The organism is Flavobacterium sp. Root420, assembly GCF_001427905.1.
In the GTDB taxonomy this organism is placed as follows: domain Bacteria; phylum Bacteroidota; class Bacteroidia; order Flavobacteriales; family Flavobacteriaceae; genus Flavobacterium.
Map to the genome: position 1 here is coordinate 54,125 of NZ_LMEF01000006.1, position 23,603 is coordinate 77,727.

Genomic DNA, 23,603 nt, shown 5'->3' on the forward strand with positions numbered 1-23,603 from the left:
AACTATCTTAAAAATTTATCTACTATATACACTATTTGAAGTAACGATATATACGAAACACTTACCAGCATTAATGTTCTGGCTGCTTTTGCCGTTCGTATTTGATACAGCTTTACAGCATAAAACAACATCCACAATCCTAATAAAAACACTATAACTGCAGCAATGGGACTAATGAATAACTGTCCTGTATACCCTAAAACAGGTAATAAGGAGGCTATGATTAACCAAACTGTATATAAAATAACCTGTAACGCAGTGCCTTTATCCTTTTTGCCTGTTGGAAGCATGAAGATTCCAGCTTTTTCATAGTCTTCATACAAAAACCATCCAATAGCCCAAAAATGAGGAAACTGCCAGAAAAACTGGATTAAAAACAAGGTTCCGGCTTCGATACCGAATTCTCCTGTAGCTGCTACCCAGCCCAACATAAATGGAATTGCACCTGGAAAAGCACCAACAAAAACTGATAACGAAGTTACCGTTTTTAATGGCGTATAAATACTAGTGTATAAAAATATTGAAATTGCAGCAAACATTGCCGACTTTGCATTTATTGAATACAACAAACCAATACCTAAAATAGTCAGTAAACTGGCAACAAACAAAGCCATATTTGGAGACATTCTCCCCGCCGGAACAGGACGGTTTTTTGTACGATCCATTAATAAATCGATGTCTTTTTCAATTACCTGATTAAAAGCATTTGATGCTCCAACCATACAATATCCACCGATTGACAAAATCGCCAAAACACTCCATTTAAAAGGGTGTTCATCATTTACACCCAATAAATATCCCGCAATTGAAGAGAACAAAACACTAATAGCTAATCCTGCTTTAGTTATTTCTTTGAAATCCTGAAATATTGATTTTAATGAAAATGTATTTTTTGTAGTATTCAAACCGTTATTGTTTGTATGTTTTTTTTGAGTGGTGCAAATGTACAAATTAGATTGTACAATTCCTGACTATAAAATTAGATTTTTTTCAATAAAACCTATATAAAATAAGGACTTGCAAATCTTTAACACAATTATTTCGAAAAATCTTATTAAATACTAGTAGTCAAAATACCAATTAAAGACATCAGTACGCAATCCGATTGTAAACCAGGTTGTGCTCTGTTTGAATGTTGTAGCTGTTTCTTGTGTCGGATCAAAATTTCTATAGATAAAACTTCCAAATAACTTCAGGTTTGTCATTGGATTTATCAAATATCCCCCCTGAATATCGGCAATAAAAATACTTGTTTTATTCCCCTGCCCTACTTCAACTCCCTTATCGTAAGGTCGTTTTTCATCGTAGCTCTTATAGATATTACTTCCATAATTAAAACTATTCTGAGCGGTATCAAAATCAAGACCTCTGGTTCCAATTGTAAATTTAGCGTCACCGAAATAACGCCCTTTATGATATCGGCCAATTACTAAAAGCTCATTAAAATTTCCTCCCCATTGATGGCCAATACTTTGGTTATTATGACCATAATTTGTTATAACAGCACTATGTGAATACACATAAGGGCGTACATGATTGTATTCTAATTGAACTAGTAAATCTTTCACTTTAAAAGCGTTGAAATACTTTGCTCCTAATTGGTAGCCAAATTTATTTTTCCAACTTTGCTCTCCGGCCGCCATATCTCCAACCGAAAATTCATCCAGCAAAAACTGACCATATAAATTAACATTATTATTCCATTTATATTTAGCAGTAAATCCTAAAAGCGCATTACCACTTTTAGAAGACGATGCAAATTCAACAGTACGGTAAAAGATAATTGGATTTATAAAATTGACATCAAAACCTCTATTATTACTATCAGTCCAAACTACAGATTCAAAAAAACCTAAATTTAATTTGTTTGAAACATTCCAGCTTAAATAATGATTTGCCATGAATTTTGATGCGTATGTTTTCTCAACCGTAACATCAGGACGAACATCTTTTAACCACATATAGGTGTTCGTATATTTTATTTTCCAAAAAGTCGTGTTGATTTTAAAATACGGATATGGACTGGCTCCATCACTCTCTAACAATGAACGATAACCATCTCCGATAAAATTCCTCCCATAACCTAATTGTAAATCAAAGAATTTGCTTGGTACATAGGTAATATTAGCTTCCGCTAAAGGAAAATCGTATGCATCTGTTTTAAATCTTTTTGCAATACCAACTCCCGGAATAATTGCCGGATTTCCTCCTGAAGGTTTTAATGTTTCTGCATAATCATTAAAATAACCTGCAAACCTTCCCTGACTTTCAAAAACCGTGGTTGTAAAATTAATCTGTTTTCCTAAACCACCTCTAAAATTTAAAGCTCGTGTATTCACATAGGTATAGGATGCGTCAAGATCTGATGCTTTACCCATTTGCAAATCGACTACAGGATTTAACGTTAACCAATAATCTTCACCTTGAATCTGAACCAAATTTTCATTCCACCATTTCCTTCCCAGCCAGGTTGAAACATTCTTTTTAAGTGACTCGTTAACGGCTTTCAAATTATAATATTTCGAAACCTCAGCATAAGTATATGGTTTTGAAGCGGTATGATTATTACTTCCAACCTGATTCATTGCTCCATCAAATTGTGCGTAATAACTATGAGAAAACGGAATATTTAAATGACTTTCGAACTCAGGGTTATTGTATTTTTTATAAACTATGCTATCAAGCTCTGTCATTGGTTTTTCAACCGGCTTTAAAATCTCCGCAGCAGCCAGCGCTTCAGACGCAATCTGCTCCGTACTTTTTAAGGGAATTCCAATTGAAATTGTATACTTTGAATACGTTGGCCTTCCATTATAAGTTGACGGTTTGATTTGAGGAAATTGACCAAAAACCCTCTTTGCTTCTTCAGACAGTGCATCATTGGCAGCATTTACATAAATCACTTTAAACACACCAGTTGCATCAACTTCAAAAAGGACTTTTACTTCTCCTTGATAATTGGTTTGTTTTAAATTTTCAGGAACCTGAAAATTTTGAAAGACGAAATCCTGGACTTCTTTATAAAAACAATTTTCCAGTTTTTTAGATTCTAAATTTTCACAATTTGGAAAAACAGGAAACTGTTCTGTGGTAAAACCAGGTTTTACAGAAGAATTATTAGTTTCTTGCGAAAAAACAAATAATGTAATTAATGTAAAAGTAAGGGATAAAAAAATCTTATTCACGTAAATTTTGGTTTTCATTTAATATTCATTTGGGGAATTGTCACCGTTTGCAATTTCTTTTGCTGCCGAAGTTCCAATTCGTTTAACACCTAAACGAATCATTTCAATTGCATCTTCATAAGATCGCACTCCACCAGCAGCTTTTACCGGCAAAGGTGATGCATTTTCCAGCATCATTATAATCGAAGGAATTGTCGCTCCGTTTGGCAAATCATTTTCAGTTTTATAAAATCCTGTTGATGATTTCACAAAAACAGAAGCATAATCGTCTTCTTTAAAATTTGATATAACAACATTTTTTATCAACGCAGAGAGTTGGATAATTTCTTTATCGCTTAAAGCAGCAACTTCAATTATCCATTTTACTGTTTTATTGTGGGCCAATCCAATTTGTGTACCTATTACAATTTCTTCTTTTACTAAAGGAATTTCACCATTTTTAAAAGCTTCATAATTACATACAAAATCTAAATCATCTACACCATCTTCTATTGCCTGATTTGCTTCTTTAATTTTATCTTCAATTGACGATTTACCTTCAGGAAAATCTATAACGGTACCAACAAGTAAATTTGAATTGGCTTTTAAAATCATTTCTTTAGCTAAAACAACATGCTTAGGCCTTATCATAATTAGTTTAAAACCTTCAGCAATTGCTTCATTAATCGCCTTTTTAATAACGTCGATATTTTGCTCCTCCGAAAGTCCGGCCTGAGAAGCAGTTTTCAAATAGGTTGAATCTAAATATTGTTTAATATTCATGATCTTGATGTTACATCGAATTTCGACAAAAATACATTTAAAATTCGTAAAAAAACATTACTTAGTAAGCTTGATTTTTTGACAACAAAAAACCCACCGAAGTGGGTAATTATATTCCTATTATTTTATCTATTTGTTTCCTAAAAGCTATAGCAGAAAAAACAGCGGTGGTTGCACCAATTGTATTTGATAAAACATCTGTTACATCCGGCATTCTTGTTGTTGTTAATACACCTTGCAAAATTTCGATTGTAATTCCAAAAAAAACTGAAAATATAAACGAAATAAGATAAGCTTTATAATCGTTAGCCTCTTTTCCTTTCAGTTCTTTTTTGAAAAACAAAATCCAGGAAACTGTAAATCCAAAATGAAAACAAAAATGAACGATTTTATCAATACTTGGAAAATTTATCGCCGGAATATTACTTGAATTTGTCAAACAAAAATAAGTAATGATACCTGAACAAATAATCGCCCAAATTAAAAGAAGTTGTTTAGGCACCGATAAGTTGTTTATAAGCTTCATCAGATAATAAAGAATCTATTTCTGATGCGTCAGCAATTTTAATTTTAATCATCCATCCAGCTCCGTAAGGGTCAGAATTTACTGTTTCCGGTGCACTTTCTAAACTATCATTAAAAGCAATAATTTCTCCTGTTAAAGGTAAAAACAAATCAGAAACTGTTTTTACAGCTTCTACCGTACCAAAAACTTCATCTTTATCAAGTGTTTGATCTAAAGTTTCTACTTCAACATATACGATATCTCCTAACTCTTTTTGAGCAAAATGAGTAATTCCTACAGTTGCAACATCTCCTTCGATGCTAACCCATTCGTGATCTTTTGTGTACTTTAAATTTGCTGGTATGCTCATAATACTATTTTTGAAATTGATAATTGAATTTTGAAGCCACAAATGTAACAATCTTCTAATTAAATCCCGTTTAGAAAACGAAAAAATTAATTTCCGAAATTATATCGAAGTGTAAAACCTGATCGAATGTTAGTTAGCGGAAATGACGTTGATATTACAGCTTTTGAGAACGAGTGATCGTAATAAAATATTGCAGTCAGGTTTTTACTAAATGCATAATCAGCCGTAAGTTTTAGTGACCAGATATTTTGCCCGGCTGCCAATTGGTTGTTGTCATAATCTAAATAACGAACCAGAGTTTCATTATTCCTATAAGAGAAATCGGCTTTTATATTGATATCACTTTTTATAATTCCCGTTGGGTTATCTGCCAGTCTTGAAGAGAAAATAACATCTTTAAAACGATATCCTAAACCTACAACATATTCCAAACCTTTAACTTCTGTTAATAAATTATTATCAAAACTCATTGACAATGCTCTGTCCTTTTTAATTTCAGTCAATACTCTTAAAGAGCTTTTCAATTCAAAATCCATACGGATAAGCGGACTAAATTGCTCTACCAAATTGACATTAGACATAATGGTTTGGTTATAGAAATTGGTATTTACATCCTGTCCTCCCGGTTTTTCATTATAATCAAAATTAGATCTAAACTGATTTATAGTATATGATGCCCTGTAATTATGTTGTAATGAAAAACGTCTAAATTTATCTTTGAAAAATTTATATCGCATTAAGCCGTTGTACTTTATACTCCAGTTTGGAATTGGAAAACTTCTAAAGATATCTGTTGAAGTACTCGAAGCATTTCCTCCGGAATAGGCCGCTAAAAAGGAAGGCAATAAAACAGCCTGATTACTTTTTGTAAAACCTATTGGGTATCCTTGGTTAGCCACATAAATTGCATACTTCGGATCTGTTTCTGCCGGAATTGGATTATTTGAATCTCCATATCTCGGGATTGCAGTTCCTGCGCCATAATGTTCTTCGGCAAGACGATTTGCAATAACCAAACGGTTACTTCTAAATTCATCAAATGCAGCAGACTCAATTTCATTACTAGTCGAAAAAGATGTTTTTATCAATACGGTCGAAATAGAAAACATTCCATAAGTATAAGGCGATAAAGGTGTATATTCTCCGTTTACAACACTGTATTGTTCTGATGAATTTTCAGAATAAGCACGATCCATCGCTAAATCAATCTTTAAATCAGGGAACAAATCAATATTGGCTGTTATTTTTAAAAGCTTGTTTGTAACTTGTGTAAAGTTTTGATTGAAATTATCGTAATTGGTTAACCAGCCATTTTTCGCTGCTTCAAAACGTACATCATCCTGACTTCCAAAAACAAATCCTAATGACGGTTTTGCCGTTCCAAAGAAACCAACTCCAGGCGTATAACCCGGCAACACAGTTCCGCTATTCTTAGTATAGTTAAACTGGATATTTTTCACACTCGTTAGAACTCCAATCATACCGTCATAAAACGGACTACTCTTAGTTACTGGTTTAGCCGTATTAACAATTTTCTCTCCCGGTTTTGGCGGAGCTGTTGGTTTAGGCTTTGCAGCGGATTTTGCACCCGGAGTCAAACCTAAATACTTATACAACAGATTCATATTAAGGGTAGTTGTCAATGTATTTGAATTCGCATTTTGGATCGTATTTCCTAAATCAAACATATTCCCATCCGGGTCAACATATTGAGACAATGCAGTTGAAGATCGTTGCCAGCTATAATCAGCCGTGTATGAATAACTCGCTTTCACAAAACTTAATAGTGGAATTTTATTAATCGGAATATCGTAATTCAATACAAATTGTTGTAAGTGTTGATTTGGAGTTCCTACATCCCAATAGCTATCCCAGATATTAAAATCTTCTTTAGGCGTATTATCTTCATTCAAATAATTTTTCACAATATTATTTGAAGCGGCGTTATAATTTATTTTTAATGATTTTGTCAGGTTATAACCAAATCCATATTGATAATTAAAAGCAAAGTTTCGTCTGTAAAGCGGATCAAGACCAATTCCCTGTGTCTCAACATCTCTATATTGCTGGCGATTACTTTGTCTTAAAACATTGGTATTAAAAGTAATATTTGATGGTAAATAATTAAAATTGAAATCACTTAACATCTTCCAGTAATCACTTTTCTTCATGAACTTCGTTTGTTTGAAAGGAACTACTTCCTTTGGCTGAAAAGTGTATGCATAATTCACCGCCGTATTGGACTGTTCATCTTCATAATCTTCGACTTCGTAATCATGACGTTCTACCTGATTATAAGATTGGGAGAATGTCAGATTTTCTACATCGTAAACATGTGGTTTCTGTTCTGGTGCGCGATCTTTTCTTACTCCAATAAAATTGATACTTTTTCTCTTTGTATAGTCAACAGCACGAGTTCTGATATTGTCTTTTTCATCGGGATCAGTTGTTTCTTTTAGCAATTGGTCTAGTTTTATATCCTGATTAAAAGGATCGTACTCCGGCGTAATTACTTCTTCTCCAATCGCGTAATTAAAAGGCAAATTAATTCCCCATCGTTGAGGCAATAATTTTCCTAAATTCAAATTTGTTACGATATTATACTGCTGAATATCTTCACGATCTCTTTCGTTGGCGCCTTGTTCCAAAGATCCAAAACCAATGGTGCTTTTTCTTCCGACAGCAGAAACTGTTGCAAAGTCAGCCATATTGGTATCAACATTTAATATTGCAGCCATACCACCCTTGTTATCCAAATCTGACATACGAAGTTCATTAAACCAAACTTCCCCTGTGATATCCTTATGATCTGCCCTACTTCTTACACCAACCATTAAATTCCTTACCAAACCAAAATTAGGATTTCCCTTGATTCCTAGTTTTAATCGGCCATCGCCATCACCTCCGTTTAAACTCAAATCGTCATCTGGATAATAGACCCCATTTATATCTCTTTTTGTAGAATTAATATCAATACTCATGGCCTGAATTTTCATTTTAGTCAATAGATCCATTGCCAAATCAATATCATTATCTTCAAGCCACACCTGGTCTGGACTTATTGAACAAGAACCTCCTGTTCTGGTAACTTTTAAAGGAATTTCGACCTGATAATAGTTCTGCGTAAAATCATTTCCAAAACGAATGAATCCAACCATTTCATCATCTAGCAACGTGTTTCCGTTTGGCAATTGTTCAGCATGCAAAAACATTTTAAGTTTTTTGTATTGACGCATATCAACACTAACATTTTTAAATACGGCTCTTGAATCCTGGTATTGCAAACCTGTACCTCCAATTCTCAATGCCAATGATTGCTCATTTTGATTGATAATTGTATTGTTGTTATATAATTGTTCTCTCTGAACTCCTGGAGGAATAACATAATTCACAGGACATTTTGTACTGTTTTCCTGAATATTAACCGCCGCTACATCAAATTCAGTACCGTCATCATCAGGATTTGTATCGTTCGCATCAAGTGTTCCTGTATATCTTCTCCACTCTCCCCTTACTAAATCTAATGCGCCAAAACGAACGGTCATCTGGTTATTAAAACCAGTCATAAACATACGCATGAAACGAATAGATCTAAAATCGGTAATATTCCCAATTGTATTCTGAGGCTGAGAAACCGGAATTTTAAACTGAATCCATCTTGCATTCGTTGTTCCTCCATTTGGTAATTCAACATTCGTCACCTCACGAATATCTGTAATGTAGTTTTGCCCTACCTGCATTCCTGGCCTTACATCAATGCTATATTCATAATAAGCATTAATCGTGCTCATTGTATTGTCACGATTGATATCCTCCACATCAGGTAATGTTGTTGCTCCGCGATTAGGGTCATCAATACTTACAGCTGAATTTCCTTCTACTCCATTATATTTTTTGTAGCGATCTAAAACGTCTCCATCAGTATTTAGATAATAGGTATAGTTATCCGCTGCAGGATCTTCTTCTCCAGCATAATTAGTATAAACACTTGCTTCTTTTGAATTTGGAAGACCATCTAAACCTACGTCCTGATTCTGACGATTATTTGCGTTGGTATCAAATGCATAAATTAACGATTGAGATGCAGGTACATCTCCCCAAATTGGCTGCGGATTTACCACTACCTGATCTGGTCCCAATCCGTTTTCATATTGTTTTCTTCCGTCTTTTAAGACATCTTCAGATATTTCACCTAAATTGAAATAAATTTTCCCTGTGTTATTCGGTTGTGCTTCTCCATTTCCAACATAAGGGTCAAGTACCCAAAACTGAATGTACTCCACATTTCCCTGCTCAAAATTGGTCGAGTTCAAAGAACGCATAATACCTCCAAAATTAGACGTTGCTGGCTGAGCCGAAAAACCTGGATTATTGTTATAAGGCCCTCGCTCAGAAGGAAAATAAGTTAAATCTAATGTGTTAATAACCTGTATTTGTCCCTGAGCAATATCTGTATTTGGATATAACTCTCTACTGTAGATTCTTCTTGTGGTATTTAAAGACAAATCGTCATTTGAAATCCCGGATGGTTTTGACGAATAAAAAATAGGATCAATAGTATACCATGCTAATTTTGAACGTTTATATCCATATTCTAATGTATTCGAATTGGCATTAAAAGTATTATCGTTTATAGAATTCAAATAAGGTGTTGATGCCAAACTCCAGGCATATGCTGATCGCATATCAATTGTCGATTGCGAACCTTCAAAATCATCTACATAAATAGTCGCTTCTCCCTCAAAATCACTTGCTTTTGGAGCATCAGGTTTTAAGAAAGCAACTTCACCTCTAATGGAAAGATTCGAAGGGACATCTGTATCTATATTGGGCAGTTTATTAACTAATCTGGTAAAGAAGGGAACTTCCGTAGCATAATTTCCGTTAAAACCAAAAATTGTATTGTTTACAGATTCCTGACCATAACTTGATTTTTGTGTAAAAGGTCGTTCCGTCATTTTAAGATAAGTTCCTCCAACAACAAAGTTATCTGAAATCTTATGCTCAACATTGAATCCCATAAATCGTCGGGTCTGTTGTCCGAAAATCGAATTATTTTCTAGTGAAACCTCGATTGGTGTATTTGATGCCTGAAGAGAAGGATCAAGAATCTGAACTCTGCCTAACTGATAATCGACACTATAATCGATTCCTTCTACCAGTCTTCTTCCGGCTGCCATAACCACAACAGAGCCTTGCGGCACATTAAATGCTCCAATCGGTATACCATTGCTTCCGGATGATTTATACTTTCCTCTTAATAAGAATTTATTTTTGTCACTGTCCTGTAAAGCCCCTGATTGTGTGTTGCGATACATATTTCTAAATACATATTTTTGCTGATTCGCATTATATGTATTTGGATCATTATAGTTTTCTCCAGATCCTGAATTTTGTAATTTTTGGAATAACAATTCCCCAAAAGGTTCTTTTGTAGTAAAGATAATTCGGCCATTTTGAACATCAACCGTTATACCCGGAAGATAATCAAAGAAACCGTCTCCACCTGTTTGCGGATCATTATTGTAATTTAATCGATCCAGATTAAACACATTTAACAATGGCGTTTGATCTACCTTATTCTCTGGAGTTGGATTTGCCGGAAAACTTGATCCCGGAACAGGAGTAATATAATTTATTGGGGAAGGATCCGTATAAAGAATATTTAATCTGAAATCATCTTGTTTTATTTGATACGCTTGTGGAATTTGATACACGTTTTTCATCATCAAATTCCAAACCGGATTTTGAACGTTGGTCAAATTACTTTTCAGCATTTTTAAAACTAAACTTTGCGAAATAATAGCCTGATTCGAATTGTTATTTCCTGTAACAACGGTTGCATCAACACCGTCACTACCAAATTCTCCTACCTGATAAATTTTACCACCAACGGTATATTCAAAAGCAACTGCTAAAATTTCATCATTTGCCAAACGTTGTTGCAAAGAAATATATCCTAATTGTGGATTAAAAGTAAATTCATTCGCAGTTAACTTTCTGGCATTTTCTAATATAGAATAATCAGTTCCCTCGCTAACATTGGTATTATTGAATCCCGATTTTGCTGTTACAATTTCTCTAATATTAGAATTTAAATAAGATCCAGCCTGGCCAATAGTCTCCGGATCATATTTATTATTATTGTTATCAGTTGGAGAATCAATTTGATTATTAAAAAATCCTGCTGACGAACTAATAACTACAACTTCATTATCAGGAATTCCGGTAATTTGTCCTTCACCTAAATCCTGAAGTGCAATAATGTTTCTTAAATTATTACTGGTTGTACTTACACGATTTTGTTTATTGGTAACCCAAACTTCTATTCTGGTGACCTGCACACGACTATCAATAAACGGATATCCTTTTAAAGAAGCATCATATTTGTTTCTAAAATATTGAGATAAGAAAAAGTGTCTGTCATTATCATAATCCAAAGCATATAAATCAAAGTTTTGAACGGTACCACCTCCTTCGGCTACAATACTCTTTGTTTGCGATTTTTGTTCGGAGAAAACACCGGTAACTGTAGTTTTTCCAAATTGCAATTGTGTCTTAACTCCAAACAAACTTTGTGCGCCACGAATTAAAGTACTATTCAGTGGCATGCTAACATTTCCGACTTCTACTTTTTGAATAATATCATCTTCTGAAGGAGTGTAGGCTAGTTTAAATAGGTTTTGAAAAGCAAATGTTGACTGAGTATCATAGTTAGCATTTACTTCAAGACGAGTTCCCACCTTCCCCATCAAACTCATACTAATTCGCTGATCAAAGTCGAATGTAAGGCTTGATCTGTTTCTTGGTGAAAATGAAGGATTGTCTTGTTTGGTATAACGGATTCCCAAGTCCATTTCGACAGAACCCGTAGGTTTTACGTCAATGGTGTTACTACCAAAAATGCTTTCAAAAAGACTAGAATTGATATAATAACGAGGTAACAGGTCTTTTTTAGCCGCTTCGCTTCCTGTTTTTTTACCATCGATAGCGTCCATTTTTTTTCTGAAATAATCTCTTCTGGATTCTTTCAAAACTAAATCTTCGTATTCTTTTGGTGTTAAAATAATGGGATAATCAATCGAAAAACCATCGACAGAATTGGTATAAATATAACGATCTGTAACTGGGTCGTACTTATACGCAGATAAAATACTTGGAGGATTTTGTAATTCTACTTTACCTACAGAAAACTGCGTTTTAGTTGTATCCTGAACTGACTGATTTACCTGCGCACCCAAAAAGTTACCGCAAAATAAAAACAGTACTAAAATACAAATTTTACGCATATAATTAGTTGGTCTTAATTGGATTTATAGACTTTTCAAGGCTTTTTTGATGATGGTTTCAACCGTTGCTTCAGGATCTTCTTTTACGATCTTTTCGACAACCTTTTCTGAAGTTTTTCGAATAAACCCTAAAACTTCCAAAGCAGATAACGCTTCATCTCGATTTGTATTGTTTTGAACTACTGAAACTTCATCTAAATCGTACAACTTTAACACTTTTTCTTTTAAATCGAGTATAACCCGCTGAGCAGTTTTATTCCCAATCCCTTTAATTGACTGAATAAGACCAACATCTCCGGAAGCAATTGCATTTATTATTTGTCTGGGCTCAATCGAAGACAACATTGTTCTCGCAATATTAGCTCCAATACCAGAAACAGACAATAGCATTCTAAATATTTCACGTTCTGATTTTTCAACAAAACCAAATAATGTATGCGCATCTTCTTTGATTTGAAGATGCGTATACAATTTTATAAAATCAGCATTCGGAATTAACGAGAAAGTGTGTAAAGAAATATTTACATGATATCCCACTCCTCCACAATCAATTACAACCTCTGTGGGATTTTTCTCGACTAACTTCCCCTGCAAATGTGCTATCATAATATAATTTATAGTACCAAATATAATAAAAATAAGACAATATTGTTTGATCTTTATTATATGGACTATTTAGCTAATTTATTTTTTTTATTCTCTTTTTCCTGAGCGTCAATAACTGCAATTGCAGCCATATTAACCATTTCTTCAACACTTGCTCCTAATTGGAAAATGTGAACCGGTTTACCCATTCCCATCATAATTGGACCAATTGAGTTTACTTTATATAATTCTTTCAATAATTTATAAGTAATATTAGCCGACTCTAAGTTAGGGAAAATTAAAGTATTTACCTTTTTACCAGCTAATTTAGAAAATGGAAATTTTTCTGCAAGCATTTCCTGATTCAAAGCAAAATCTGCCTGTATTTCTCCATCAACAATTAAGTCCGGATGATTTTTATGCAGATAAGCCACCGCTTCTCTAACTTTTGAAGCACTTTGACTCGTTGAAGATCCAAAATTAGAATAAGAAACCATTGCTATAACTGGCTCAACTCCAAACATTTTTGCAGTTTTCGCAGTCATAATAGCAATATTAACTAAATCTTCAGAAGATGGATTTATATTAATTGCGGTATCTGACAGGAACATTGGTCCACGAGAAGTCAACATCATATTTGCGGTTGCAACTAATGAAGCTCCATGTGCTTTTTCAATTAATTGTAACATTGGTTTTACAACACTTGGATAACTTCTTGTATGACCTGTTACCAATGCATCTGCCTCCCCTTCATTAACCATCATGGCAGCGAAATAATTTCTCTCACGCATGAATTTTTGCGAATCTAATAAAGAAACACCTCTTCGTTCTCTTGTCTCCCAATATGATTTTGCAAACCTATTTCTTCTTGCTTCTTCATCGTTAGTTTTAGGATCTATGATTTCAAGTTCAGCATCAAAACCTAACTCTGCTTTAAGTTCTAAGATAACTTCTTTATTTCCTAATAAAATAGGGAAACCAATTCCATCTTCGTGAACAATTTGTGCCGCTTTTAAAACATTTAATTGATCTGCTTCTGCAAAAACAATTCGTTTTGGATCCATTTTAGCACGGTTTGTCATTAAACGAACCATTTTATTATCATTCCCCATTCGTTCGCGAAGCACATCTTCATATGCTGCCCAATCCGTAATAGGATTTTTTGCAACTCCGGATTCCATTGCTGCTTTTGCGACAGCTGGAGCTACGATTGTAATTAATCTTGGATCAAATGGTTTTGGAATAATATAATCCTGTCCAAAACCTAATTTTGTCGCACCATACGCCACATTAACCTGCTCCGGAACTGGTTCTTTGGCCAAAATTGCCAATGCTTTTACAGCAGCCATTTTCATCGCTTCATTAATTTTTGTAGCTCTGACATCTAGTGCTCCTCTAAAAATATATGGAAAACCTAAAACGTTATTTACCTGATTAGGAAAATCTGAACGGCCTGTAGCCATAATAACATCTTTTCGTGTTTCTACAGCTAAATTATAATCGATTTCCGGATTTGGATTTGCCATTGCAAAAACAATCGGATTATCCTTCATTGTTAATAACATTTCACCCGACAAAATACCTCCTGAAGACAATCCTATGAAAACATCAGCCCCTTTTACAGCTTCTGCCAGCTCAATTTTAGCTCCGTCAACAGCATACTTCAGTTGTAATTCTGATAGTGCAGGATTATCTTTTGTTAAAAGTCCTTTACTGTTAAACATTTGTATATTTTCGACTTTTACGCCTAATAGAACATATAAATCAGTACAAGCGATTGCAGCCGAACCTGCTCCTGAAACTACCATTTTTACATCTTCAGCTTTTTTTCCAGCCAATTCAAGTGCATTAATTAATGCTGCCGAAGAAATAATTGCTGTTCCGTGCTGATCATCATGCATTACCGGAATATCCAATTCTTCAACCAGTCTTCTTTCGATTTCAAAAGATTCCGGTGCTTTAATATCTTCCAGATTAATACCTCCAAAAGTTGGTGCAATATTTTTTACGGTCTGGATAAATTCTTCTATGTCTTTTGTCCCGATTTCAATATCAAAAACATCAATATCAGAGAATATTTTGAACAATAAACCTTTTCCTTCCATTACTGGCTTAGAAGCCTCAGGACCAATGTCCCCAAGTCCTAAAACAGCTGTACCGTTTGAGATAACGGCAACTAAATTTCCTTTTGCTGTATATTTATAAACGTCTTCAACGTTTGCTGCAATTTCTAAACATGGCTCTGCAACACCTGGTGAATAGGCCAAAGAAAGATCTCTTTGGGTTGCATATTTTTTTGTTGGAACTACCTGAATTTTTCCTGGAGTTGGCTCTGAATGGTACAGTAACGCTTCTCTTCTTTTACTCTCTTTGTTCATTATTTTTAGCTTTTATTCTAGCTTACAAAGATATAAGTCTTGTTTTAAAATGGCGTCTTTTTATAGCTTTCTTTTCTTAAAATAACATTTTTCAAAGGTCAAAAAAAATAGTCCAATGCAATTTGGACTATTTAATAAATTTTATTTTTGAAGTTTAATTACTGTGAAATATAAGAGTTTAAATGATTAATTGTGTCTTTCTGAATTTCTATAATTGCTTTTACAACATCGCTAATTGAGATAATCCCCACAACAATTCCATCTTCTAAAACTGGTAAATGCCTGATTCTTTTTGTACTCATCAGTTCCATACAATCTTCAATATTATTTGAAAGGTCTACCGAAAAAACGTTGCTTTCCATGATTTCATGAACATAAGTCTCTTTTGAAGATTTATCTTTTAAAACAATTTTTCGGGCATAATCTCTCTCAGACAATATTCCTTTTAAGTCGGTTCCATCAATTACAAGAATAGCCCCTATGTTTTTTTCTCCCATTACTTTCAATGCTTCATACACGGTTGTTGTTGAACGTATGGAATAAACATTTCTCCCTTTTGCGTTTAGTATTTGATTTACAGTCATATCTGAAAAATTTTAGGACTATAAAGTTAAAAAAAAATGCACATAAATAACAGCCAATCCCATTTTTTAAGACTTAACCTATTCATTTTAAATATAATACATCAAATTTAACTTTTTCAAAACTTTCCTACAAAGAAAGATACAAATTCTAAACTTTTTTTACAAAAAACACAATACTTTTGGTTTTCAACATCTTATGATAATTGAAAAAACTTTTTATTAGCATAACTAAGTATCTAATCTAAAAAAGTTATATTTCTCTTTAAGCCTTCAAACTTGGTTCGTTTAAGTGGAGAATTCTTAAACACGATTTTAAAAGTTTCTTCTGTTATTTCAATCCAATCTTTTTTTGAAAAAGCAAGCAATTCAGGATTCGGATTAAATAAGGGTTCTGAATGTGGTTTTGAGAAACGATTCCAAGGACATACATCCTGACAAGTATCACAACCAAACATCCATTCATCGAACTTCCCTTTCATTTCATAAGGAATATTCTCCTTTAACTCAATGGTGTAATAGGAAATACATTTACTTCCATCAACAACATATGGAGCAACAATTGCCTGTGTAGGACAAGCATCAATACAAGCAGTACAGGAACCACAATGATCTGTGGTAGCGTGATCATATTCTAAATCTAAATCAAGAATAAGTTCTGCGATAAAATAAAAAGAACCTACTTTTTGAGTTAGCAGATTGCTGTTTTTACCAATCCATCCTAAACCACTTTTAGCAGCCCACGCTTTATCTAACACGGGTGCAGAGTCAACAAAAGCCCGGCCCGAAACTTCGCCGATGTTCTCTTGAATAGAATGAAGAAATTCCTTTAATTTTTCTTTGATTACAAAATGATAATCCTGACCGTAAGCATATTTAGAAATCTTGAAACTTTCCTTATTTTGTACTTCCGTAGGAAAATAATTTAATAAAAGTGAAACTACGCTTTTAGCATCATCAACTAATATAGTCGGATCTAATCGCTTATCAAAATGGTTTTCCATATAAGCCATTTGGCCATTTTGATTATTATGTAGCCATTTTTCAAGTCGCGGCGCTTCTTGCTCAAGAAATCCGGCTTTAGAAATCCCACATGAAAGAAACCCAAGTCGTTTTGCTTCAGATTTTATAAATTTCGAATATGTTTCTTTTGAATTAATTGTCATCTTTTAGAGAATATTACTTCAACTCCAACAGGTTTCAATGTAATTAATGGATTGAGCTTAATATCCAAATTAACAGATTTAATTGAATATTTTTTCACAATATGAGAAATGGTCAGACACATCTCATAAATAGCAAATCCAGCACCAATACACATTCTTGGTCCGGCACCAAAAGGGTAAAAATACTCCATTGAACGTTTCTTTTGTTCTCCCAAAAATCTTTCAGGTATAAATTCATTTGGATTTTCCCAATATTTAGGATTTCTATGCAATTCATAAAAAGAAACTCCAATTAAAGTACCTTTTTTCAAATAATATGTTCCTATGCAATCATCTTCAACATTTTGTCTGTCTGTAATCCATGCTGGAGGATACAAGCGCATAGTTTCATTTAAAACCGCATTTGTATAAGTCATTTTTTGAAGTTGTTCAGCTACATTTTCAGTTGTTGATTCAATTTCAATAATTTCATTAAAAACCTTCTCTTGTATTTCAGGGTTTCTTCCCAAGAGATGAAGTGTGAAAGTTAATGCATTTGCAGTTGTCTCATGTCCGGCAATAAAAAGTACTTTAATTTCATCTATTAATTGCTTTACAGACATTCCTTCACCTGTATCTTCATAACGGGTTTCTAAAAGCATATTGAGTAAATCGTTAGTTTCTTTCTTTGAAGAAATTCTCTCCTCAATAATTTCTCTAATAATGCCATTATTTTCTTCTGCCAATTTAAGATGTTTTTGAACCTGGCCAGTTGCAGAAAACCACCATGCTTTATGAGGAAGTCTTATTTCTTTGATTAAGAAATTCTGAACTTCTTCTATAATAACTTTTATACGATTTAATTTTTCTTCCGAGATTGAAAGCTCAAATAAAGATTTAGCCACAACATTAAATGCCAATTGGCTCATTACAGGAAAAAGATCAATTGATTTGTCTTCGACTAAAAGATCTAATTCTGAAATAATAGTCTTATTCATGTTTTCAACCAGCTGATTCATCTTTTGTTTATGAAAAGCAGGTTGAATAAGTCTTCTTTGCTTTAGCCATAAATCACCGTCAAGAGTCAAAAGTCCTTTTCCTAAATATTTAGAAAGATAAACCGACTGAAACTTTGATTTATAATAGTTCTTCTGATTTTTTTGTAAAATATATTGTGCAATTTCATTATCTCTTGACAAAATTAAATGCTTTGACATCCCAATTTTAAGAGAAAAAGAATCTCCAAATTTATCAAAGTACTTTTTATGAAACGGAATAGGATTTCTGCGCACTCCTTCAGCATCCAAAAAAAATCTAAAAATTGGAAGCTTGTTTGGGTAACTATATTTTTTATTTTCAGACATTGAAAAAATATTAAAATAAGCCGCCCTGAATATTGGTGTTTATTTTTCCTAAATGTTTATAAGCTTTATCTGTAACTTCTCTTCCTCTCGGAGTTCGCATAATAAATCCTTCCTGAATTAAAAAGGGCTCGTAAACTTCTTCGATTGTCTCACTGCTTTCAGAAACAGCGGTTGCCAAAGTAGAGAGTCCTACCGGTCCTCCTTTGAATTTATTAATGATTGTCAACAGAATTTTATTATCCATTTCATCCAATCCGTGTGCATCGACATTTAGTGCTTTTAAGGCATAACGTGCAATTTCAAGGTCAATGGTTCCATTTCCTTTTATTTGTGCAAAATCACGCACTCTGCGCAGCAATGCATTCGCAATACGAGGTGTACCACGGCTTCTGCCGGCTATTTCGATAGCGGCATCTAATGAAATTGGCATTTTCAAAATTGAAGAACTTCTTTCGACAATAGTGGTCAAAAGTTCAGTAGTATAATATTGTAAACGTGATGAAATTCCGAAACGGGCCCGCATTGGAGCGGTTAACAATCCCGAACGCGTTGTAGCACCTATAAGAGTAAAAGGATTCAGATTGATTTGCACCGTTCTGGCATTTGGCCCCGATTCAATCATAATATCTATTTTAAAATCTTCCATCGCCGAATACAAATATTCTTCAACAATAGGACTCAAACGATGAATCTCATCAATAAACAGAACGTCTCTTTCGTCAAGATTAGTAAGTAAACCTGCCAAATCACCCGGTTTATCCAATACTGGCCCCGATGTGATTTTAATTCCCACCTCCAGCTCATTGGCCAGAATATTTGCCAAAGTAGTTTTTCCTAATCCCGGAGGTCCATGAAAAAGAGTATGATCTAGCGCCTCACCACGTTGATTAGCGGCGGCAACAAAAACCTTTAAGTTTTCTAAAACCTGATCTTGCCCGGCAAAATCATCAAATGACAGCGGACGTAATCTTTTTTCAAGATCAAGTTCTTCCGGATTGTATCCTTTTGTGGTGGGATCTAAGTTTTCATTCATTTTACAAAGATAGACAAAGAAATCAGTTTGTAAAACAGTAAAATTTCAAATAAAAAATCCAAATCCCAACAATAATCATCATCTTATTGGAATTTGGATTCGCTTACTTCATCGATCCTTAAAGATTGGTTTTGGAGTTTTTAAGTTTGTTTAGAAAAATATATTTGTAAAACAAAAAGTAAAGTGAGGTAATTTCCCTAAGAAATGTTTTTTAAGAAATCTAAAAGCTGGATTTCTCTTTTAATTATTCTGATCATCAATAATCCGAAAAACAGTAAAAAGCCAAATCCACTAAATACTATGTAAAGGAAAAAACCTTTAGAGAAGCTTTCCTTAAAAACGGGTAAAAGAATTACAAAACCGACAATATAGGCCAGGTAAACTACAGGTGTAATGCTATAGTGTATTTTTTTTCTCCACTGGTAAAATTGATGTGTCAGTTTACTATATTCCATTAATGAAATATCTGTTCTTAACTCCTTAAATCTTTTCATACTAAACCATTCCAAAACCACACGGAATAACAGCATTGCAATCATAATACTTAAACCTAAACTAAACAGTGTTTGTCTATAAGCTCCTACCCAGATATAATAAGAGATTAGTATTATTGAGGTCAGACCTAAAATTGTCCCGGTCCACAAATGGTTGCACTTAATTTTTCTGGTATACGCCTCAGCTTTTTTTATAATATCTACAGCAGCTGGTTTTGTATTAGATTCTGTTTGCTGATCCCAGATATTTTGTAATTCTTCAAATGTTTTCATTTTGTACGCATTGAGTTAAACTTTTTTTAATTCGATGTATTCTGACACGAAGTGTTTCTTCGGTTAACCCGATTACTTCAGCTATTTCCGGATATTCTATACCATCTAAAGTCATCAGAATGATCATTTTGTTTGTTTCTTCAAGTTTTTGTATGCATTTGTACATCTGCTGAAGTTGCTCTTCTTTTTCTACTGAATAAGTTTCTGAAATAAGTTGAGGCAGAATATCCGTTCTAATTTCTTTTTTGGAAGACGATTTTCGCAAATAAAGAAGACAAGTGTTTACCGCTATTCTATAAATCCATGTACTAATACTCGATTCGTTTCGGAATGTATCTAAATTCTCCCATACTTTAATAAAAATTTCCTGAGTCGCATCAGAAGCTAATGCTATATCTCCACAAAAGTAACCTTTGCATAAACGAAACATCTTGTTGTAATGTTTGTCGTATATATTGTTAAATTGTTCTTTTTTGATCACTTTATTGCATTTCTGATTTTACTTTTTCCATGAACCAATCCGGTTGATCGTACATTACAAAATGAGCTGAGTTTGCTGCATAATAAATTTTAACAGACGGCAGATTTTCATATTGAGTTTTATATGTTTTTTGCACAGTATTAAGATCCGGATTTGTTGCTGCTAAAATTACGACCGGAATTTTAATTTTGGCAATTTCTTTACGCAAATCTAAATTTAGCATATCAATATAACCATAAACATAGGTCTTCCTATCAGCATTTTTCATCCATTCACTAATTGTCTTTTGCTTTTCTTTGTTTAAACATATGTAAGAGATAGACTGGGAATTCATTGCATCAAATGCATTTTGATTCATGGCTAGCATCATTTTACTTTGTGGATTATCATAAGGAATTACATCTCCTTTGTAATTTGGGATCATCAGAGCCGCGGTCGCAGGCAATGCATCAACTACAATTACTTTTTTGAATAGGTCCGTTTCTGTTGAAGCCAGCCACAAACTTAAAGTTCCTCCTAAACTATGACCAATTAATGTTGCATTTTTTATTTTATTCGTTTTAACATAAGAGACAACTTCGTTTTTAATTGTAGAAAGCCAGGGATTTTCAATTGGCGGAACGTTGCCAAATCCCGCGAAAGTAAAAATGTGGCATTCATAATTTTTAGAAAGTTCAGCTACAGTTTCATTCCATAATTCACCTGTACAACCAAAACCCGGGAACAATAAAACCGGATCCCCTTTTCCTTTAACATTTACCTTAAATGCAGTTTGAGAAAAAACAGATTTTGAAATAAGAAGCATGAATGCGATAATTAGAATTGATTTAGTTTTCATAATGTTTACATGATTAAAGTTTATCTTTTGATACAGCACTACACTATTTGTTACCTCAGAAAAACGCTTTTTTTTAAAATATTTTTTAATCTCCTGAAAACACAACACGTAACAGCTTTAAATCTCATTTTTTTAACAGTCCAATCCATTAATTAAATACCAAATTATCTGCACCAATATCTTTCCCTGCTCAATTTCACTCCTATCCTGCTTTACCAGAAAGGATAATCGACGTATTTACTTATATGAAGTAGTAAATTATATGAAAAGATAAATTTGTCAGTTTTTTTCTGATAAAAGAGAAATCTTTACGATAAGAGTAAAGCAAATCGAAGCCTCAATATCATTTTTTACTCCGATTTAGATTCTAAACAAAAAAATCCAAATTCCAATAGGTAAAGAACATACCTGGAATTCGGATTTTAAAACATTGAGATAACTTTCTCGCTGAACTTATTAAAACAAAAAAGACTATCATTGCTGATAGTCTTTTTCAAATATTTTTAGTGGTGCAAAACTTCTTCACCTTCTTTCATTGGTACATTTTGAGGTACAAAATCTACATCATGATTTGGGTTACTGTAGTCATATGGCCAACGGTATACGTGAGGAATTTCTCCTGGCCAGTTACCATGCATATGTTCTACTGGAGTTGTCCATTCTAATGTAGTTGATCTCCATGGATTTTGAACAGCTTTCTTACCGTAGAAAATACTACTAAAGAAATTGTATAAGAATACTAATTGGAACGCACCTCCTACAAGAGCAAATGTTGTAATTAAAACATTCACATTTTGCAAATCATCAAATAATGGGAAGTTTGTATTTGTATAATAACGTCTTGGTAAACCAGCTAATCCAATAAAGTGCATTGGGAAGAATACTCCATAAGCACAAACCGCTGTTACCCAAAAGTGAATATAACCTAAATTTTTATTCAACATTCTTCCGTACATTTTAGGAAACCAGTGGTAGATACCAGCAAACATTCCGTAAAGCGCAGAGATACCCATTACTAAGTGAAAGTGAGCAATTACAAAGTAAGTATCGTGAACGTTAATATCTAAAGTACTATCTCCTAAAATGATTCCAGTTAAACCTCCTGTGATGAAAGTAGAAACCATTCCGATAGAGAATAACATTGCAGGGTTGAATTGTAAGTTACCTTTCCATAAAGTTGTAATCCAGTTAAATGCTTTTACAGCAGATGGAATTGCGATCAATAATGTAGTAAAAGTAAATACAGATCCTAAGAAAGGATTCATACCTGAAATAAACATATGGTGACCCCAAACAATTGTTGATAAGAATGCAATTGCAAGAACTGACATAATCATCGCTCTGTATCCAAAGATTGGTTTACGAGAGTTCGTAGCCATAATTTCAGAAACAAGACCCATCGCTGGTAAAATTACAATATATACCTCAGGGTGTCCTAAGAACCAGAATAAGTGCTCAAACAATACTGGAGAACCACCTTGATAGTGTAAAACCTCTCCCGCAATATAAATATCAGACAAGAAGAAAGAAGTACCAAAACTTCTATCAAAAATCAATAATAAAGCAGCAGATAATAAAACCGGGAACGAAATAACACCAATAATAGCTGTTACGAAAAATGTCCAGATTGTAAGTGGAAGTCTGGTCATAGACATTCCTTTAGTTCTTAAATTGATAACAGTTACAATGTAATTTAAAGATCCCATTAATGAAGATGCAATAAAGATAGCCATTGAAACTAACCACAAAGTCATACCTGTTCCAGATCCTGGAATCGCTTGTGGTAAAGCACTTAATGGCGGATAAATTGTCCAACCGGCAGAAGCTGGTCCAGCTTCAACAAATAATGAACTTAACATTATTACAGCAGATAAGAAAAACAACCAGTATGAAATCATATTCATAAATCCAGATGCCATATCTCGGGCTCCAATTTGAAGAGGAATAAGTAAATTACTAAAAGTTCCACTTAAACCTGCCGTCAGTACAAAGAATACCATGATAGTACCGTGAATTGTAACCAAAGCCAGGTAGATATCATTTGCCATTACACCATCAGGTGCAAATTTATCTCCTAATAAAACATTAAATATTTTGAAAGACTCCTCTGGCCATGCTAATTGCATTCTGAAAAGCAAAGACATTGCAACACCAATTACACCCATAATAATACCGGTAATTAAATATTGCTTAGCAATCATTTTGTGATCAATACTAAAGATATACTTAGTAATGAACGTGTCTTTATGATGATGTTCGTGCTCGTGATCGTGTCCGTGATCGTGATCGTGCGCTTCTGCTGACATATATGTGTACTTTA

16 protein-coding genes are annotated in these 23,603 nt (G+C 33.7%); all 16 read right to left on the minus strand.

Annotation, left to right across the window (positions count from 1 at the left end; genetic code table 11):
• Positions 1-2 precede the first annotated feature (2 nt).
• The 16 genes from cyoE to ASC72_RS06015 all read right to left on the minus strand — a co-directional run bounded on the left by cyoE (position 3) and on the right by ASC72_RS06015 (position 23,589).
• Positions 3-905 carry a heme o synthase gene (cyoE, locus tag ASC72_RS05940; protein ID WP_056188295.1) on the minus strand — a complete coding sequence of 301 codons (903 nt, stop codon included), beginning with the start codon at positions 903-905 and terminating at the stop codon, positions 3-5.
• Positions 906-1,061: 156 nt separating this feature from the next.
• Positions 1,062-3,203 carry an energy transducer TonB gene (locus ASC72_RS05945; RefSeq protein ID WP_056188298.1) on the minus strand — a complete coding sequence of 714 codons (2,142 nt, stop codon included), beginning with the start codon at positions 3,201-3,203 and terminating at the stop codon, positions 1,062-1,064.
• Positions 3,204-3,947, minus strand: coding sequence for a deoxyribose-phosphate aldolase (gene deoC / locus ASC72_RS05950; RefSeq protein ID WP_056188303.1), 744 nt, complete (start codon positions 3,945-3,947; stop codon positions 3,204-3,206).
• Positions 3,948-4,056: 109 nt separating this feature from the next.
• Positions 4,057-4,449: a VanZ family protein gene (locus tag ASC72_RS05955; protein WP_056188306.1), complete on the minus strand. Its 393-nt coding sequence runs from the start codon at positions 4,447-4,449 to the stop codon at positions 4,057-4,059.
• Positions 4,442-4,822 (minus strand): glycine cleavage system protein GcvH, encoded by a 381-nt coding sequence (gene gcvH, locus ASC72_RS05960; protein ID WP_056188370.1) that lies wholly within the window; start codon positions 4,820-4,822, stop codon positions 4,442-4,444. The genes ASC72_RS05955 and gcvH overlap by 8 nt, the downstream gene beginning before the upstream one ends.
• 86 nt (positions 4,823-4,908) lie before the next feature.
• A complete protein-coding gene (gene sprA / locus ASC72_RS05965; protein ID WP_056188309.1) occupies positions 4,909-12,111 on the minus strand; it encodes a cell surface protein SprA in 7,203 nt (2,400 codons plus the stop codon).
• 24 nt (positions 12,112-12,135) lie between these two features.
• Positions 12,136-12,717 carry a Holliday junction branch migration protein RuvA gene (ruvA, locus tag ASC72_RS05970; RefSeq protein ID WP_026985519.1) on the minus strand — a complete coding sequence of 194 codons (582 nt, stop codon included), beginning with the start codon at positions 12,715-12,717 and terminating at the stop codon, positions 12,136-12,138.
• 65 nt (positions 12,718-12,782) lie between these two features.
• The gene (locus ASC72_RS05975) at positions 12,783-15,074 is read right to left on the minus strand and encodes an NADP-dependent malic enzyme (RefSeq protein ID WP_056188312.1); all 2,292 of its coding nucleotides are present in this window, start codon (positions 15,072-15,074) and stop codon (positions 12,783-12,785) included.
• Between the two features lie 158 nt (positions 15,075-15,232).
• Positions 15,233-15,658, minus strand: a complete 426-nt coding sequence (locus ASC72_RS05980) for a CBS domain-containing protein (protein WP_056188315.1) — start codon at positions 15,656-15,658, stop codon at positions 15,233-15,235.
• 236 nt (positions 15,659-15,894) lie between these two features.
• Positions 15,895-16,821, minus strand: coding sequence for a tRNA epoxyqueuosine(34) reductase QueG (queG, locus tag ASC72_RS05985; RefSeq protein WP_056188318.1), 927 nt, complete (start codon positions 16,819-16,821; stop codon positions 15,895-15,897).
• Complete coding sequence (locus tag ASC72_RS05990) at positions 16,818-18,164, minus strand: cytochrome P450 (protein ID WP_056188323.1); 1,347 nt, start codon at positions 18,162-18,164, stop codon at positions 16,818-16,820. The genes queG and ASC72_RS05990 overlap by 4 nt, the downstream gene beginning before the upstream one ends.
• Positions 18,165-18,174: 10 nt before the next feature.
• On the minus strand, positions 18,175-19,197 hold the full coding sequence (gene ruvB / locus ASC72_RS05995) for a Holliday junction branch migration DNA helicase RuvB (protein WP_056188325.1): 1,023 nt from the start codon (positions 19,195-19,197) through the stop codon (positions 18,175-18,177).
• Between the two features lie 197 nt (positions 19,198-19,394).
• Positions 19,395-19,964, minus strand: a complete 570-nt coding sequence (locus ASC72_RS06000) for a hypothetical protein (RefSeq protein WP_056188328.1) — start codon at positions 19,962-19,964, stop codon at positions 19,395-19,397.
• Complete coding sequence (locus ASC72_RS06005) at positions 19,951-20,445, minus strand: RNA polymerase sigma factor (RefSeq protein WP_056188330.1); 495 nt, start codon at positions 20,443-20,445, stop codon at positions 19,951-19,953. The genes ASC72_RS06000 and ASC72_RS06005 overlap by 14 nt, the downstream gene beginning before the upstream one ends.
• Before the next feature lies 1 nt (position 20,446).
• Positions 20,447-21,283 (minus strand): alpha/beta fold hydrolase, encoded by an 837-nt coding sequence (locus tag ASC72_RS06010; protein ID WP_056188373.1) that lies wholly within the window; start codon positions 21,281-21,283, stop codon positions 20,447-20,449.
• 503 nt (positions 21,284-21,786) lie between these two features.
• Positions 21,787-23,589 carry a cbb3-type cytochrome c oxidase subunit I gene (locus tag ASC72_RS06015; RefSeq protein WP_056188333.1) on the minus strand — a complete coding sequence of 601 codons (1,803 nt, stop codon included), beginning with the start codon at positions 23,587-23,589 and terminating at the stop codon, positions 21,787-21,789.
• Positions 23,590-23,603: the final 14 nt, after the last annotated feature.